General features: G+C 61.3%; 17 protein-coding genes. 11 read left to right on the top strand and 6 right to left on the bottom strand.

What is annotated here, in order from left to right:
• The first annotated feature begins 88 nt into the window (after positions 1-88).
• Complete coding sequence (locus G9X67_RS12280; RefSeq protein ID WP_020050017.1) at positions 89-310, top strand: alkylphosphonate utilization protein; 222 nt, start codon at positions 89-91, stop codon at positions 308-310.
• 56 nt (positions 311-366) lie between these two features.
• Here G9X67_RS12280 and G9X67_RS12275 read toward each other — a convergent pair whose 3' ends face one another.
• The 3 genes from G9X67_RS12275 to G9X67_RS12265 all read right to left on the bottom strand — a co-directional run bounded on the left by G9X67_RS12275 (position 367) and on the right by G9X67_RS12265 (position 2,843).
• Positions 367-1,194: a transglutaminase family protein gene (locus G9X67_RS12275; protein WP_065280016.1), complete on the bottom strand. Its 828-nt coding sequence runs from the start codon at positions 1,192-1,194 to the stop codon at positions 367-369.
• Between the two features lie 128 nt (positions 1,195-1,322).
• Entirely contained in the window at positions 1,323-2,195 is an 873-nt protein-coding gene (locus tag G9X67_RS12270) for a transglutaminase family protein (protein ID WP_138329408.1), read from the bottom strand.
• Positions 2,196-2,687: 492 nt separating this feature from the next.
• Entirely contained in the window at positions 2,688-2,843 is a 156-nt protein-coding gene (locus tag G9X67_RS12265) for an entericidin (protein WP_138329407.1), read from the bottom strand.
• Between the two features lie 91 nt (positions 2,844-2,934).
• Between G9X67_RS12265 and G9X67_RS12260 the strand changes: the two genes are divergently transcribed.
• Positions 2,935-3,072, top strand: coding sequence for a hypothetical protein (locus G9X67_RS12260; protein ID WP_171598757.1), 138 nt, complete (start codon positions 2,935-2,937; stop codon positions 3,070-3,072).
• A 561-nt stretch (positions 3,073-3,633) separates the two neighbouring features.
• The gene (locus tag G9X67_RS12255; RefSeq protein WP_003539804.1) at positions 3,634-3,888 is read left to right on the top strand and encodes a GlsB/YeaQ/YmgE family stress response membrane protein; all 255 of its coding nucleotides are present in this window, start codon (positions 3,634-3,636) and stop codon (positions 3,886-3,888) included.
• Positions 3,889-4,004: 116 nt separating this feature from the next.
• On the opposite strand, the gene G9X67_RS12250 is transcribed toward G9X67_RS12255, so the two are convergent.
• Entirely contained in the window at positions 4,005-4,286 is a 282-nt protein-coding gene (locus tag G9X67_RS12250) for a hypothetical protein (RefSeq protein WP_003539806.1), read from the bottom strand.
• 198 nt (positions 4,287-4,484) lie between these two features.
• Here G9X67_RS12250 and G9X67_RS12245 point away from each other — a divergent pair, with 198 nt between their 5' ends.
• The 5 genes from G9X67_RS12245 to glp are packed head-to-tail and all read left to right on the top strand — an operon-like array spanning position 4,485 to position 9,943.
• On the top strand, positions 4,485-6,377 hold the full coding sequence (locus G9X67_RS12245; protein WP_138329406.1) for a peptidylprolyl isomerase: 1,893 nt from the start codon (positions 4,485-4,487) through the stop codon (positions 6,375-6,377).
• A gap of 8 nt (positions 6,378-6,385) precedes the next feature.
• Positions 6,386-7,402, top strand: coding sequence for an anthranilate phosphoribosyltransferase (trpD, locus tag G9X67_RS12240; RefSeq protein ID WP_138329405.1), 1,017 nt, complete (start codon positions 6,386-6,388; stop codon positions 7,400-7,402).
• 9 nt (positions 7,403-7,411) lie between these two features.
• A complete protein-coding gene (trpC, locus tag G9X67_RS12235; protein WP_138329404.1) occupies positions 7,412-8,224 on the top strand; it encodes an indole-3-glycerol phosphate synthase TrpC in 813 nt (270 codons plus the stop codon).
• Between the two features lies 1 nt (position 8,225).
• Positions 8,226-8,723 carry a cyclic pyranopterin monophosphate synthase MoaC gene (gene moaC / locus G9X67_RS12230; protein WP_138329403.1) on the top strand — a complete coding sequence of 166 codons (498 nt, stop codon included), beginning with the start codon at positions 8,226-8,228 and terminating at the stop codon, positions 8,721-8,723.
• Positions 8,720-9,943, top strand: coding sequence for a gephyrin-like molybdotransferase Glp (gene glp / locus G9X67_RS12225; RefSeq protein WP_138329402.1), 1,224 nt, complete (start codon positions 8,720-8,722; stop codon positions 9,941-9,943). The genes moaC and glp overlap by 4 nt, the downstream gene beginning before the upstream one ends.
• 10 nt (positions 9,944-9,953) lie before the next feature.
• Here glp and G9X67_RS12220 read toward each other — a convergent pair whose 3' ends face one another.
• Positions 9,954-10,619, bottom strand: a complete 666-nt coding sequence (locus G9X67_RS12220) for a 50S ribosomal protein L11 methyltransferase (protein WP_138329401.1) — start codon at positions 10,617-10,619, stop codon at positions 9,954-9,956.
• A 680-nt stretch (positions 10,620-11,299) separates the two neighbouring features.
• Here G9X67_RS12220 and G9X67_RS12215 point away from each other — a divergent pair.
• The 3 genes from G9X67_RS12215 (at position 11,300) to G9X67_RS12205 (ending at position 14,720) form a co-directional block, all read left to right on the top strand.
• Positions 11,300-11,674, top strand: coding sequence for a c-type cytochrome (locus tag G9X67_RS12215; RefSeq protein WP_138329400.1), 375 nt, complete (start codon positions 11,300-11,302; stop codon positions 11,672-11,674).
• 313 nt (positions 11,675-11,987) lie between these two features.
• Entirely contained in the window at positions 11,988-12,461 is a 474-nt protein-coding gene (locus G9X67_RS12210; protein WP_138330041.1) for a (2Fe-2S)-binding protein, read from the top strand.
• 12 nt (positions 12,462-12,473) lie between these two features.
• Entirely contained in the window at positions 12,474-14,720 is a 2,247-nt protein-coding gene (locus G9X67_RS12205) for a xanthine dehydrogenase family protein molybdopterin-binding subunit (protein ID WP_138329399.1), read from the top strand.
• Between the two features lie 247 nt (positions 14,721-14,967).
• Here G9X67_RS12205 and G9X67_RS12200 read toward each other — a convergent pair whose 3' ends face one another.
• On the bottom strand, positions 14,968-15,861 hold the full coding sequence (locus G9X67_RS12200) for a LysR family transcriptional regulator (protein WP_138329398.1): 894 nt from the start codon (positions 15,859-15,861) through the stop codon (positions 14,968-14,970).
• Positions 15,862-15,923: the final 62 nt, after the last annotated feature.

Below are 15,923 nucleotides of genomic sequence, written 5' to 3'. Positions count from 1 at the left end.
GGATCAGAGGTCAGGCCAACTGAGCCGTTCGTATTGACTATCCTGCGTCGCCATGATTTCCCGTCCGGGATCACCAAGCGGGGACATTATGACCGACATCATTGTAAAGGACAGCAACGGAAGCCAGCTTCACGACGGCGATTCCGTGACGCTGATCAAGGACCTCAAGGTCAAGGGAACCTCGGAGACGCTGAAGCGTGGAACGCTGGTCAAGGGCATTCGCCTGACGGACAATCCTGGCGAGATCGAGTGCAGCACCAAGCAGGTCAAAGGCCTCGTGCTGAAAACCGAGTTTTTGAAGAAGGCATAGGATCAGCATCGCCCGCGATGCTGGTTGTTGACGCATCGTAAGGCCTGCTCCGCTGATCAATCGGCTTTCACCGCCTCCTGCGGCACTTCCTCGGTGATCACCTCGAAGCGGGAGAGCGTTGCCGGACCGAAGGCCGTCGACATGGCGACGTCGGTGGCGTCGCGGCCGGTTCCCATCAGGATCCGGCCGATGCGCGGCGTGTTGTGGCGGGCGTCGACCGTATGCCAGTGGCCGCCGAGAAAGACCTCGAACCAGGCGCTGAAATCCATCGGATTGGGATCAATCGGAACGCCGATATCGCCGAGATAACCGGTGCAATATCGTGCCGGGATATTCATGCATCGGCAAAGCGCGATGGCGAGATGGGCAAAGTCGCGGCAGACGCCCGCCTTGTCGGTGAAGCCGCCATGCGCGGTCCTGAGCACGTCGGCCTTCAGGTAGTCGAAGGTGATGTGGTCATGGACGAAATCGCAGATCGCCTGCACGCGCGCCCAGCCGAGCGGCGTCGATGAGAACGTCGCCCAGGCGAAATCGGCAAGCCTGTCGGTGTCGCAATAGCGGCTGCCGAGCAGGAAGACCAGCACATCGTCGGGCAGGTCATTGATCGCGTGCTGGACGGCATCGTCGGGAACGATGTCGGGTTGGCCGCTGTCGTAAATCTCGAATTCCGTGGAGATCGTCGTCAGCCCCGGCGGAGCGACGATCCGGCTGCAGGCATTGCCGAACACATCGGTATAGCCCCAGGCCTCGATCGGCCGGTCGAATGTCAGGATCTGATCGCTGAGAAGATCGGCGCGACGGGAGGGATGGATGTTGAGGACGAGCAGCATCGGCGTCGGCTGCGTGCATTCATAGCCCAGATGAAACCCGGCGCGTATCTTCATTGTCGCTTCCTTGTCGCGTCTCCGCATCGATGAAGGTGAGTATGGAACGTTGATCGCGCTACCCGGTTCCGTGGCCGCGGAATTGTCGCCGCACAGCCGGCTCGGAGCCATCCAAGATGACTTCTGAGTCACCTCGTGGTGACGTTGACCTGCACCGTCATGCTGTCGAAATCCTTCCCGTCCCCGTCATAGCTGCCGCTCAACGGGACTGCCTGGCGCGGATCACGGGCAACCGCGACACGAATGAGATCGCGGTTGCCGACGATGCCGTTGGTCGGATCGAACTCCGTCCAACCGGCGCCTGGAAGATAGATCTGGCACCATGCATGCGTGGAACCGCCGCCGAGCACGGTGGAGCCGTCCCGGTCGGGAACATAGACATAGCCCGTGACGAACCGCGCCGCGAGGCCGAGGATGCGTGCCGCCTCCATCATCAGAAGCGCAAAATCCCGGCAGGTGCCGGAGCGAAGCTGCAGGGTCTGCACCGGTGTCTGCGTTCCATGTTCATGGCGCCGCGCATAGACGAAGCTCTCGCGGATGGCGTAGCAGAGCGTCATCAGCAGATGCCCGGTCTCCGTCGGACGCCCCTGGCGCACGAATTGGCGCGCCCAGCGTCCGACCTCGTCGTTCGGGTCGGGATAATGGCGCTGCATCGCCGGCGTGAGATCGGCGATCTCGTCCTTGTCGTAGGAGAATGGATAGGTCAGGGCTGCGTCGTCGACCTTGAGATCCAGGGCGACCTGAGGCGTATGATCGAGCGTGATCCAGGTTTCGAAACGAAGTTCGGATGCCGGCCTCGAAAAATCGACGAGCGCCACGCAATTGCCGAAAACATCGTGGATCCAGCGCACATGACTTTCCTCGGGATAGATCGTCAACGACGCTTCGATCAGCCGCTGGTCGAAACTGTCGCGCGGTCGGAACATCAAGCGATGCTCACCGAAGTCGACATCCCTGACGTAACGATAGGACGTGATGTGGCGGACGGAGAAAATCGTCATAAGCCACCGTCGAATCTGTTCACTTTGCTGCTCCAAGGCGGAAACGCCGCCCCTCTTCTGCGGAAGCGCCCTGCCGGCTTTCCCGCTCATCCCGATTTCTTGTCATATAAGCACGTTCGAAAGATTGCTATTGTATCTTCACCGATCGACGGCAGGGCCGTCCAACCTAAGAGGATAACATGCATATCATCTGGGACGTTCTGACGCTTCTGCTGACAATCGGCTCGCTCTATGGCGGTCGCGAATACCGGATTATTCGCGCTCGTGCCCGCGCTCAGAACTGGGGCAACTTCTGATTCGATCAGGATATCTCCGATTCGACTCCGAATCATGGCCGCATCGGTCGTTACCGGTCGCCGTTACGTCGAATGACGTAAAGTCATGCGCTTAAGAAAATGCTTTATTATTTGAGACGGAGTCTATCCGTCCATTCTCCCTGTTAATCCTAAGCCCGCCTCACCCCAGGCGGGCTTTTTTATTCCATCGCCTGCATCACTTCTTGGCGCCGGCCGAAAGCACCCGATGTGTCGCATTGTCCATGGCGTGGCTCGCTTCCTGGCCATCCTTCTTCAGCCCGTATGCGGTATTGCCGCAGCCGGAAAGTGTCAGCAGGCAGATGCAGGCGATGGCGATTGCAACTTTAGGCATCAGGTGTTTCCCCGGATTGAATGGCGATCAAGGGAAGATGACGCATTCTTCGCCAAAATCAATCCGCAGGCGATGAGCGCGAACGCGCGACATGGAACTCGGTGACGTCACAGGCGTTTACGGGAGCCATCCAACTGGGGTTAACGACATGGACTACCAGATTGCCTTCGCCGCCACGGTCGCAACAGCGTCCTTCCTCGTCTTCATGCTGATCGTCCACCGGACCTGACTGGCCCGCGGCAAACGGATTGGCCCTAAGGCGCGCGATCACTGGAACCCAGTGCCCGAAGTCGTTAAGCGCGGCCTCATTGTTTGCGATCCGGAGAGGTAGCGGCACCAGTTGCTGCCCCGACGACAACGCGTAGATCGGAAGGTCTGAAGCGCATAGATCGCAGACCATCCGTCAACAACACGGGAAAGGTGCAAAATAAAGCTTTCGACATCCGCAAGTATTTCTACGATCCTCGATGTAATTAATTTTAGTTAATTGCTAGGCTTAACTATCTGTTAACAATATTATTGCGCTCCGTCCCCTTCCGCTTATGCTTTACGCAAAAGGGGAGAGGGATGATGTTTAGCAAAAGTCTGATTATGCCTATTGGCTTCGCATTGCTCGCCATTGCCGGCCTGCTGTTCCAGATTGTCGCCCACGCGTTGCACTCTCCGGTCACCCTGCTGCAGCTGTGAGTCACATAAGTTGCTGAACGCGCACGCGATCTCAGTAACTGGGAGTGGAACTTCGTTTCGTTTCGTGCATTCTGTGACTCGTTTTGCCAGGAGGGAGATAACCATGGAAAGCGCAGGCGTGGGTTGGATTGCAGCCATCATTATCGGCGGTGTTGCCGGATGGCTGGCGGAAAAGGCAATGCGCAGCAGCATGAGCCTGCTCATGAACATATTGCTCGGCATCATCGGCGCTATTGTCGCCAACTGGATCCTGGGTCTGTTGCACATCCAGCCGCTCGCCGGTTGGCTGGGCTATCTGATCACCGGTTTCGTCGGTGCCTGCATCTTGATCGCGATCGGGCGCGTCATCCGCCGTTGACTTGGTCGCGCCAGCTGAGCCCGGTCGCGTCAACTGGCCCGGTTACTTTTGGCGGATGCAAACACTAAAAGCCGGGCGTTCATGGCGCCCGGCTTTTCTTCACTCTGAATTACCGTTCAGCGGCGGCTGAGCAGGCCGAACACGTAGGCAATGCCTGCCGTCACGGCGAGTGCCACGAGCGGTTCTTCGCGCACCTTGTCGCGCAGTCTTTCCGTCATCACCGAAGCCTCGTCGGTCACCGCCGACTTCGCCCCCTGCCCCAGCGCGACCACGCTTTCCGTCAGCCGGGAGAGATCGTTGCGAAGGGCTGCGACCTGCGCCGACAGATCGTCTGCTGCTATATCAGCCTTGACGCGCGCAGCGGTGGATTCGGCGGAAGCGGTTTTCAATTCTGCCATGGTCTGCTCCTGTTTCATGGGATGCCGCTTCAACGAAATGGCGGCCCGAAAGGTTCCGCCGCAACCGATCTTTTGTTCGCCGCAAACCTTGTGCAGCTTTTCGCGCGACAAACCCTTCATTTCCTGTCGGGTTTGTTTTAAGGAACGTCGAATGTCCGCCCGCGCGCGGGTCAATGATACTGCGAGGTTTGCGTTTCTATGTTCCATATCCTGAGAAGAGCTGCTCAGACCTGGGTTGCCAAGCTCCTCCTGCTTCTGCTCGTCGCGTCCTTCGGCGTCTGGGGCGTGTCGCATGAGCTGCTGTCAGGCGGCAACAGCACCACGGTCGTGACCGTCGGCGATCAGCATGTGGACGTCAACGAATTCCACCTCGCCTATCAGCGCCAGGTGGCAAACCTCAGCCAGCAGTTCGGCACGCGCCTCACCCCCGAGCAGGCCCGCGCCTTCGGCGTCGAGCAGCAAGTGCTCGCCCAGCTCGTCGCCGGCGCCTCGCTCGACCAGCTCGCCGAAGACATGAACCTCGGCCTTTCCGAAGATCGCCTCGCCCAGCTTATCGCTGACGATCCGGCTTTCAAGGCCGTCAATGGCCGGTTCGACCGCGAGCTCTTCATCTCGCGCCTGCAAAATGCCGGCATCCGCCAGGACGATTACATCAAGGAGCGCAGCAAGGTTGCTGTCCGCAGCCAGGTGGTCGATGCCATCTCCAACGGCTTCACCGCACCGAAGACGCTGGTCGACGCCCTGAAGCTCTATGGTGACGAAAGCCGAAGCGTCGAATACCTGCTGCTCACCAATGCCAATATCGAGCCGATCAAGGCGCCTGCCGACGACGTGCTGGCGACGTGGTTCGAAGGTGTCAAGCAGCGCTACCGGGCACCCGAATACCGCAAGCTCGTCTATCTCAAGCTGCAGCCTGGCGATATTGCCGATGCCGCGACCGTCACCGACGACCAGATCCACGAAGCCTTCGACAAGAGCAAGGATACTTATCGCACGCCGGAAAGCCGCACCATCGAACAGCTGACCTTCGCCAGCAAGGATCTCGCCGCTGCCGCCGAAACGGCGCTGAAGAGCGGCACCACTTTCGATCAGCTGGTCTCCGACCAGGGCAAGACGGCAAGCGACGTGCTGCTCGGCGAGTTCACCAAGGACAAGGTTCCCGACCAGGCCGTTGCCGATGCGGCCTTTACGGTTTCGCGCGATGGCGGCACGACGCCTGTCGTCGATGGCTCCTTCGGCCCCGTCATCCTGCGCGTCACCAACATCAAGCCGGAAACGACGAAGAATTTCGACGAGGTGAAGGAGGATATCCGCAAGCAGCTGGCGCTCTCCAACGCCTCTCAGGAAGTGATCAACGTTCACGATCGCATCGAGGATCTGCGCGCGGGCGGTTCGACGCTCGAGGATATTGCAGGCCAGCTGAAGCTCACCGCCGTGGCCGTCGATGCCGTCGATATGACCGGCGCCGACAAGGATGGCAAAGAGGTCAAGGATATCCCAGCCAAGCAGCAGCTGCTCGGCGAAGCCTTCAAGACCGAGGTCGGCGTCGATGCGCCGCCGCTCCCGATCGGCAATGACGGCTATGTCTGGTTCAACGTCCGCGAAATCACGCCGGACCGCGACCGCCCGGTCGCCGAAGTGCGCGAAAAGGCCGTCGAGGATTGGACGGCGGAGCAGCAGAAGGCCGAGCTCGCCAAGAAGGCCGACGCATTGAAGGCCGAGGCGAAGAAAGGCACGGCCCTTGCCGATATCGCGACGCCGCTCGGCATTGCCGTCGAAAGCAAGAGCGGTGTCACCCGCTCCACCGATGATGCAGTCCTCGGCCGCGCTGGCGTCACCGCCGCCTTCTCGGGTCCGGTCGACACGGTCGCGAGTGCTGTCGGCGCCGATCCCTCGACGCAGATCCTGCTGAAGGTCACCGAGGTCAACACACAGCCGACCGGCGACGTGCTGAACAACCGCGATGCCCAGATCACCGCCATGGCCAATGCCGCCGGCGACGATATTCTCGATCAGATGGTCAACCTGCTGCAGACGCAGTATGGCGCTCAGATCAACCAGACGCTCGCTGAAAAGGCGACGGTCCGCTAGGAGATTTTATGACCGATCTGAAGCCGTTCCTGGCCAAGGCCGCAAGCCGCGAGCCGCTGACGCGTGACGAGGCCCGCGCCGCCTTCGACATCCTGATGTCAGGCCAGGCGACGCCCTCGCAGATCGGCGGCTTCCTGATGGCGCTGCGCGTGCGCGGCGAAACCGTCGATGAGATCGTCGGCGCGGTCACCGCGATGCGCTCGAAAATGCTGACCGTCGAGGCGCCGGCCGATGCGATCGACATCGTCGGCACTGGCGGCGATGCCAGCGGCACCTACAATATCTCGACGCTGGCGGCGCTGATCGTCGCCGGCGCCGGTGTGCCCGTCGCCAAGCATGGCAACCGGGCGTTGAGTTCGAAATCGGGCGCAGCCGACAATCTGGCCGCACTCGGCGTCAAGCTCGACGTCGGTCCCGAGATCATCTCCCGCTGCATTGCGGAAGCCGGTGTCGGCTTCATGTTCGCGCAGCTGCATCATTCCGCCATGCGCCATGTCGGCCCCTCAAGGGTTGAGCTCGGCACGCGGACGATCTTCAACCTGCTCGGGCCGCTCTCCAGTCCGGCTGGCGTGCGCCGCCAGCTGCTCGGCGTCTTCTCGCCGCAATGGCTGGTACCGCTTGCCGAAGTCATGCGCGATCTTGGCTCCGAATGCGTCTGGGTGGTCCATGGCGACGGCCTCGACGAGATCACCACCACCGGCATCACACAAGTCGCGGCACTCGAGGACGGCAAGATCCGTACCTTCGAGCTCTCGCCCGCCGATTTCGGCGTCAGTCCTTGCGTGCTCGCCGACATCAAGGGCGGTGACGGTGTCGCCAACGCCGCAGCGCTTCGCGAAGTGCTCGGCGGCGCCAAGAATGCCTATCGCGATATCTCGCTCGCCAATGCCGCCGCCTCGCTCGTCATCGCCGGCAAAGTCGAGACGATCCGCGACGGCATGACGCTGGCCACGCATTCGCTGGATAGCGGTGCGACCGCGCTCGCTCTCGACAAACTCATCGCCGTTTCCAACGATATCGATTAGGATTGTTCGATGACCGATATCCTGAAGAAGATCGAACTCTACAAGCGCGAGGAGATCGCCGCTGCCAAGGCGGCAGTGTCGCTTGCCGATCTCAAAGCGATGCAGGCCGGCCAGTCCGCCCCGCGCGGCTTCCACAAGGCGCTCATTGCCAAGCGTGATGCCGGCCGCTTCGGCCTGATCGCCGAGATCAAGAAGGCAAGCCCCTCGAAGGGTCTCATTCGCCCAGATTTCGATCCGCCGTCGCTGGCGAGCGCCTATGAGGCCGGCGGTGCTGCCTGCCTTTCGGTGCTGACTGACAGGCCGAGCTTCCAGGGGGCGCCGGAATTTCTGACAGCCGCCCGTGCTGCCTGCACGCTGCCGGCGCTGCGCAAGGATTTCATGTTCGAGACCTATCAGGTGCACGAGGCCCGCGCCTGGGGCGCCGACTGCATCCTGCTGATTATGGCCTCGCTGTCCGACGGTGAAGCCGAACGCCTGCAGGACGAGGCCTTCGCCCTCGGCATGGACGTGCTGGTCGAAGTCCACGACGCCGAGGAGATGGAGCGGGCGCTAAAACTCTCCTCGCCGCTCGTCGGCATCAACAACCGCAATCTGCGTACTTTCGAAGTCAGCCTTAGCGTCAGCGAGGCGCTTGCCCCCATGGTGCCTGATGACCGGCTGCTGGTCGGCGAAAGCGGCATCTTCACCCATGCCGATTGCAAGCGCCTGCAGGCCGTCGACATCAATACCTTCCTTGTCGGCGAAAGCCTGATGCGCAAGGACGACGTCGCCGCCGCCACCCGCGCGCTGCTCCTTGGCGAAGCCGCCATCGCGGCCGAATGATATGAGCGGCCAAAAGCCAGGCCTCACGCATATCGATGCCTCCGGCGAGGCGCATATGGTCGATGTCTCCGATAAGGCCGAGACGGTGCGCATCGCCACTGCCGAGGGCCATGTGAAGATGGCGGCGGCGACGCTCGCTCTCATCGTCCAAGGCAATGCCAAGAAGGGCGATGTGATCGGCACGGCGCGCCTTGCCGGCATCATGGCGGCAAAACGCACCGCCGATCTCATCCCGCTCTGCCATCCGCTGATGCTGACGAAGGTCACGGTCGAGATCGCGGAAGATGCCGCCCTGCCCGGCCTGCGCGTTACGGCGACCGCCAAGCTGACCGGCAAGACCGGTGTGGAGATGGAGGCGCTGACTGCCGTCTCGGTCGCTTGTCTGACCATCTACGACATGGCCAAGGCGGCCGATAAGGCAATGGAGATCGGCGGCATCCGGCTCCTTGAAAAGTCCGGCGGAAAATCCGGCGATTTCCGTCATCCGGAGGCAAGATGAACCTTCTCCCGGTCGCCGAAGCCCTGAACCGCTTGCTCTCTCGTGCAAAACCAGTTGCTGCGTCCGAGACGCTGCCGCTTGCCGAGGCTGAGGGCCGCGTCTTGGCCGTCGATCTGACGGCCGGTTTGACCCAGCCGCCCTTCAATGCCTCCGCCATGGATGGCTATGCACTGCGCCGCGAAGACGCGCCGGAGCCGGGCGCCGTGCTGAAGGTCATCGGCATGTCTTCCGCCGGCCACGGCTTCGAGGGAAGCGTCGGCCAGGGAGAGGCCGTTCGCATCTTCACCGGCGCGCCTGTTCCGCCAGGCGCTGATAGCGTTCTGCTGCAGGAGGATGCGGAGAAGATCGAGGGCGGCATCAGAACCAATTTCCCTGTCCGGCAGGGCCAGCATGTGCGTCCGCGCGGCCAGGATTTCGCCGAAGGCGAAGCCGTGCTGTCTGCCGGCGCCGTGCTCGATTTCTCGCGGCTGACGGTTGCTGCCGGCATGAACCGGCCTGAGGTCGAGGTGCTGCGGCGCCCGCTGATCGCCATCCTCGCAACCGGCGACGAACTGCTGCCGCCCGGAAGCACGCCCGGCCCTTCGCAGATCATTGCATCCAATACGTTTGGTATTGCAGCCCTCGCCCGCAAAGCCGGCGCCGATGTGCTCGATCTCGGCATCGTGCCTGACGACAAGGCCAAGATCACCGCGGCGATCGACACGGCGCGGGACGCCAAGGTCGATGTGATCGTCACACTCGGCGGCGCTTCGGTCGGCGACCATGATCTGGTGCAGGCCACGCTGATCGAGGCCGGCATGCAGCTTGATTTCTGGCGCATCGCCATGCGCCCCGGCAAACCGCTGATGGTCGGCAGCTTCGGCGAGACGCATGTGCTCGGCCTGCCCGGCAATCCGGTCTCCAGCCTCGTCTGTTCGCTGCTGTTCCTGGAGCCGCTGATCCGCAAGCTCGCCTCCCTGCCGCCGGTGCAGCGCGAGGTAACGGTGGAGGCGGCCGTCACACTGCGCGCCAATGACCACCGGCAGGACTATATCCGGGCGAAACTTTCGAAATCCGCTGCCGGCAACTGGCTCGCCGAACCCTTCGGCAAGCAGGATTCCTCGATGATGAAGGTCTTCGCTGCAGCCGACTGCCTCGTCATCCGCCCGCCGCATGCGGGGGAATTGCCGGCCGGAGCGCCCTGCCCGGTCATGCTGTTGCGGCCGGATCTCTTGGCATAATCTCAGCCTTTCAGCCGTAGCCGAAGAGCGCAAAGACGCCCGCCGGCACCGCACCGCCGCCCTTGCCTGCCCCGAAATCCGCAACCGCATGGGTGGCGATTCGCCTGAGTTCGTCCTGCGGCAGGTAGGCGCGCTCGGGATCGCCGATCAGCACCTCGATACCGGAGGCTTGGCAACGCCGCAGGAAGGCCATGACCCGCAGGGCAAGTGAGGGGTCGTAGAACAGATCGCCGACCGCGAGGAGATCTGTCTCTGGTGGCGGCCCCTCGATGATATCGGCGGCCCAGGCCACGATGCTCACACAATTGATCGCTGCGTTGAGGCCGATCGCGGCAATGGCATTGGCATCGATGTCGATAGCGGTCACTGTGGCTGCTCCAGCCTTTGCCGCCGCGATAGCGACGAGCCCTGAGCCGGCGCCGAGATCGAGGACACGGCGGCCCGCGACCGTTTCCGGTCGATCGAGCAGATGGCGGGCAAGCACGGCGCCGCCAGCCCAGGGATAGGCCCAGTAAGGCGGCGGATCGGCCTCTCCGCGGCCGGCAAGCCGCCAGAGCCCGCTCGCAGGTCCTGCCGTATGAAGCCGGATCTCGGGGATGGAGGGAACCGGTGATATCGGCAGGTTGGCACGAATGAAGGCGGCCGGATCGGGTTGCGACATGCCGGGGCGTTTCATCGTCGTCTGCTCCTGCCGGCACTGTAACGGCGTATCGTTTTTAATAGCAAGAGCAGGCCGCCGTTGTGGAATTCCCCGCCATTTATGCACGCCACGATTTAGGTGAAATAATGAAGACGAGCCAGGCTTTTCGCAAGGAACTGAGCCGCTATTCGTGATGAGGCGTGCCATATGCCTTTTAAGAACGCAACACAGGCCGTTGAAGCGAGACCGTCTTGGGAGCCTCGGCTTCTGGGTGGAAGACTCCACTATGGGCGGTGAAGAGCGATAGCGGAGACCGAACGGCACGATTAGCCGTCGTAGCTCGCATGAAGTTATGAATGCGGTTTCTAAATAGGCGAACTTCCGCGCTGCAACCGATGTCTTCAGAACCTCTCCGAGGGAAGCTTAAGCTTCACTGATTGCATGCTGCGGCAGACACCCTTCGTCGACGATCGTTGGCTCTCGGGCATTTATGAACCTCATTTCTAACATCATGCAGATAGTACCGCCTAATGCTCCATGCAGAGGCGAGGTAACGTCCCCAACCGACCGCCGTCTCCAGTGCGATGCCATGTCCGGCGAAGATGAGGCGTGTCTTGGGTCTAAGGTCTTTAGCGCGGCGTGCCAGCACGGTGCTGGCGCGCGCTACTCCACTGTCCTTTCAGGGCTTCGACAGCCTGTATTCGGGAAGAACACGCATGACAAAAATTTTCGCTTCTGTTGTGATCTCCACCTTGATCCTTGTGTCGGCGACGGCTCCTGCGGCAGCGGAGGGAGATGTCGCCTTGGGACAAAAAGCGTTTCAGCGCTGTTCCGCCTGTCATTCGACCACGGATCAGAAAAAGGTTGGGCCGGGGCTCGGTGGCGTTGTCGGGCGCGCGGCCGGCGCTGCGGAAGGCGTCCGCTATTCGGCGGCCATGAAGGCATCGGGATTAGTATGGGACGAGGCGACGTTGGACCGATTTCTAGCAGCGCCTCGCGAAGTTGTACCGACCACCACAATGACCGTGGGCGTACCCAAGCCTGAGGATCGGCTAAACATCATCGCTTACCTGAAGTCCCTGTCGGAATAGCGGCGAACCTCTTGGCTGAGCAAGCCGGCGATTGATGGGCACCCAACGCGGCTGATCATCGCTGACCGGTCTTGGGTTGACGGGTCTGCTCGTGCTTTTGCCTCGTATTCAGAAGCCGCCTTTCTAACGTCGTGCAGGTTTTGCCAACTAATTTGGCGCCGCCGGACGAGCTAACGTTGCCGCGGAGAGCAGGCTCTTGGTCGACGGCGTCTCATCATCCTGGAGGTTGCTGGCGGCACTCCCGTCGCCGTCGCTCTCCTTAGAGATCGGCAACGAGCACATCCATTATGAAACATCGGAGAACCGACCAGTCATGATCACACTGAATATCAACGGTAATCAGCACGAGGTCGATGCCGACCCGGAGACACCCATCCTTTGGGTCCTGCGCGACACGCTCGGCATGACCGGGACCAAGTTCGGCTGCGGCGCCGCGCTTTGCGGCGCGTGCACGATACATCTGGATGGTGAGGCCGTCCGTTCCTGCAGCACCCCTCTTTCCGCTGCCGAGGGCCTGAATATCACCACCATAGAAAAAGCGACCGACGGCAGCGACCGCGTCGGCGCCGCTGTAAGCGCAGCTTGGGTCAAGCACGATGTAGCGCAGTGCGGTTATTGTCAGAGCGGTCAGATCATGAGCGCCACGGCGTTCCTGGCATCCCTGCCCTCCGGCTCGCAGCCGACCGCCTCGGAGATAGATACGGCAATGGAAGGCAATATTTGTCGTTGCGGAACTTACACCCGTATCCGCGCCGCCATAGCCGATGCTGCCAGCAATCTTGTCTGAAGGAGACGCCATATGTTGCCGAACATGGATTATAGCGAATTACCGCGTGCGCTGCAGCACATGCTGGAACGAGGCCGTTCAACACCGGTCCAGGCGTTGCCACGCCGCAGCTTTCTAAAGCTGACGGGGACCCTCGGTTTGGCTGTCGGCATTTTCCCCCATCTGGCCGCCGCCCAGTCCACCGACGCGGGTGAGGCGCCCATCGCTCTGAAGCCGACCGAGCAGCCTTCCGCATTTGTTCAAATTGCGCCAAATGGCGAGGTTATGGTCACAATCAACCGCCTGGAGTTCGGTCAAGGCGTCCAAACGGCATTGCCGATGATCCTTGCCGAAGAACTCGACGCGGACTGGAATTTAGTACGCAGCCAACTCGGCACCAATGACATGGCTTATGTTGATCCGCTCTTCGGCATGCACCTTACCGGCGGTTCGAACACCATCAAGAACAGCTTTACGCAGTATCGCGAGCTGGGTGCCCGCGTCCGCGCCATGCTACTTGCGGCCGCGGCGGACCGCTGGAACGTCGATGTTTCCGCGCTGAGAACCGAGGCCGGAGTGGTTCTGGCTCCCGATGGCCGCAAGCTCGGTTATGGAGAACTTTCCGAAGCGGCCATGGCCCTGCCCGTGCCTCAGAAAATAGCGTTGAAGGACCCGAAGGATTTCCGCATCATCGGCCAGCCCACCCAGCGTCTGGACGCACAAGCCAAGAGCAGCGGCCAACAGAGTTTTGGCATCGACTTCAAGCTGCCGGGACAATTGACAGCCGTGGTGGCTCGCCCTCCGGTCTTCGGAGCCAAGATAGCCTCCCTGGACGACAGCGCAGCACGTTCAGTAAAGGGCGTGAAAGCTGTTTTGCGTGTACCGCTGGATCGCGGTGCTGAGGGTGTGGCCGTGGTGGCCGACGGATATTGGCAGGCGTCTCAGGGTCGCAACGCCCTTAAGGTGGAGTGGGACACATCGGCTGTCGAAAAGGTCGATAGTGAAAAGCAACTTGCCAAGTTTCGCGAGATCGCCAATCGCCCCGGCCCGCGCCAGTTCGATGCCGACATGGCGCCATTGGAAGCCGCACCCTTGAGTCTGGAAGCCGAGTTTGTGTTCCCGTATCTCGCCCACGCGGCGATGGAACCGCTGAACTGTACGGTTCGGCTTTCCGACGATCGTGCCGAGATCTGGATGGGGAGCCAAAGTGCAGGGCTCGATGCCGGCGTTGCAGCAAACGTGCTCGGCCTCAAGCCGGAACAGGTCGTGGTGAACGTGCAAACATCGGGTGGTGGCTTCGGCCGGCGCTTTTCCAGCAGCAGCGACACGGCAATGGAGGCCTGCCAGATAGCCAAAGCCGCCAGGGCGGCGGGGCTGAACGCGCCAGTGCGAACGCTCTGGAGCCGCGAGGACGATATGAGGGGCGGCTACTACCGTCCAACGCATCTTCACCGCGCTCGCATCGGCTTCGACAAAGAGGGCAACGTGCTGGCCTGGGACCACACCATCGTCGGCCAGTCCATACTGACGGGAACCGTGTTCGAGAAGTTCCAGGTGAAGGACGGCATCGATGCCGCCACGACCGAGGGGATGCGGAGCCCCTATCCGCTTCCCATGCGCCTGACAGTGCATCATCCTGTTGCCAACGTGCCGGTTCTGTGGTGGCGCAGCGTTGGCTCCACCCATACGGCTTTCGTGATGGAGACCTTGCTTGACGATATAGCGCGAGCCACCGACCAAGACCCGGTCGCATATCGCATGAAGATGTTTGGCAACGAGCATCCTCGTCATCGCGATGCACTGCAGCTCGCCGTAGACAAGAGCGGTTACGGCAGTAGGGCATTGGCAGAAGGCCGGGCCTGGGGTGTGGCCGTGCACGAATCCTTTTCATCCGTGGTGGCCTACGTGGTGGAAGCCTCCGTCGTCGACGGGCAGCCTAAGCTGCATCGGGTTACGGCGGGGGTGCACTGTAATCTGGCCGTCAACCCTCGGACTGTGGAAGCGCAGGTCCAGGGCGCGGCGATCATGGGCTTGTCGACATGCCTTGCCGGCGCAGAAATCACGCTCAAGGACGGTGTTGTGGAGCAAAGCAACTTCAGCGAATTCACCGTGGCAAGGATCACGGATGTGCCGGAGTTCGACGTCAACATCGTACCAAGCGCGGATGCGCCGACAGGCATGGGCGAACCCGGCCTGCCGCCTTTGGCGCCGGCATTTGCCAATGCCATCTCGCGTTTGACGGGCAAGCCAGTCCGACAGATGCCTTTCAACCTCGCTTAGAACCTGGCTCGGACGAGAGCCTGCCCCGGTCCTGTGTGCCGCTGAATGCAGCGGGCCGCACAGGGCCGCGATGTTCCTGTCGCGTGGCGTCTTGACAATAATGGCGCTAAGACTTCGCGGTCAGCGATGACCGCGCGGCTCACCAGCAATCAGGGCAGGCAGGACCTCACATCTATCGGCAATCGCGCAACTGAGATCAGTCCCCCAACCCATCGCGACCATCTTCCGGACAGCCCTGGCAGGAACGTCAGCCTTTGAAACGAAGCGCCTCGACGAGGAGCGCAAACGCGGCCGTATGCTGACGTCGGCTTGGGTAATACAGGTGATAGCCAGGGAACGGCTGACACCAATCGTCGAGGACTCGGATCAGTCGCCCGTCTGCAATGTATTGTGAAACTTGACTTTCGAAAGTGTAGGCAAGCCCGAGCCCATCCAAAGCAGCGGCTTCCAGCATCAAACTATCGTTGATGATGAGCGGCCCGTTCATTCTGACCACTAGCTCCTCGCCGTCGCGCTCGAACTCCCAGGCATACAATCCACCTCCCGTGGTTTGCCGGTAGCTAATACCCCGGTGGTCGCCGAGATCGCGGGGCGTCATCGGGATTGTGCGGTTCTGGAAGTAGGACGGCGATCCCACGACCGCCATGCGAAGGTCAGGGCCGATCCTGACGGCAACCATGTCTTTTTGAACCTGTTCTCCAATGCGAATACCGGCGTCGAACCGGCCGGCCACGATATCCGTCAGGCCCTCGTCAAGAGTGACCTCCATTTCAATATCCGGGTATTCCGCCAAGAATGTTGTCATGACAGGCCAAAGCACGCTCATGGCGGCATATCGAAACGTCGTGATGCGGATAGTGCCCGCCGGCTTGTCACGAAGTGCGCTGACGGCTGCGATCTCGCTTTCGATGTGTTCGAAGGCAGGGCGGAGGCTCCGAAGCATACGCTCTCCGGCATCGGTCAGCGACAAGCTTCGCGTGGTGCGTGAGATTAGCCGCACCCCCAGCCTCTGCTCCAGCATCCTGACTGAGTAACTGACGGCAGACTGGGAAAGTCCCAGCTTGGCGGAGGCTCGCGTGAAACTTCCGGCTTCGGCGACGGCGATGAAGGCTGCAAGCTCGCTGAAATCACCGTGCCTCATTTATCTCTCTCATTTCTAACTTCATGCAGATTATACCAACTAATCAAAGTTTGTCTTCATTG

Source organism: Rhizobium sp. WYCCWR 11152, assembly GCF_013087615.1.
Lineage (GTDB): Bacteria > Pseudomonadota > Alphaproteobacteria > Rhizobiales > Rhizobiaceae > Rhizobium > Rhizobium indicum.
This window is presented reverse-complemented; position numbering and strand designations above follow the sequence as displayed.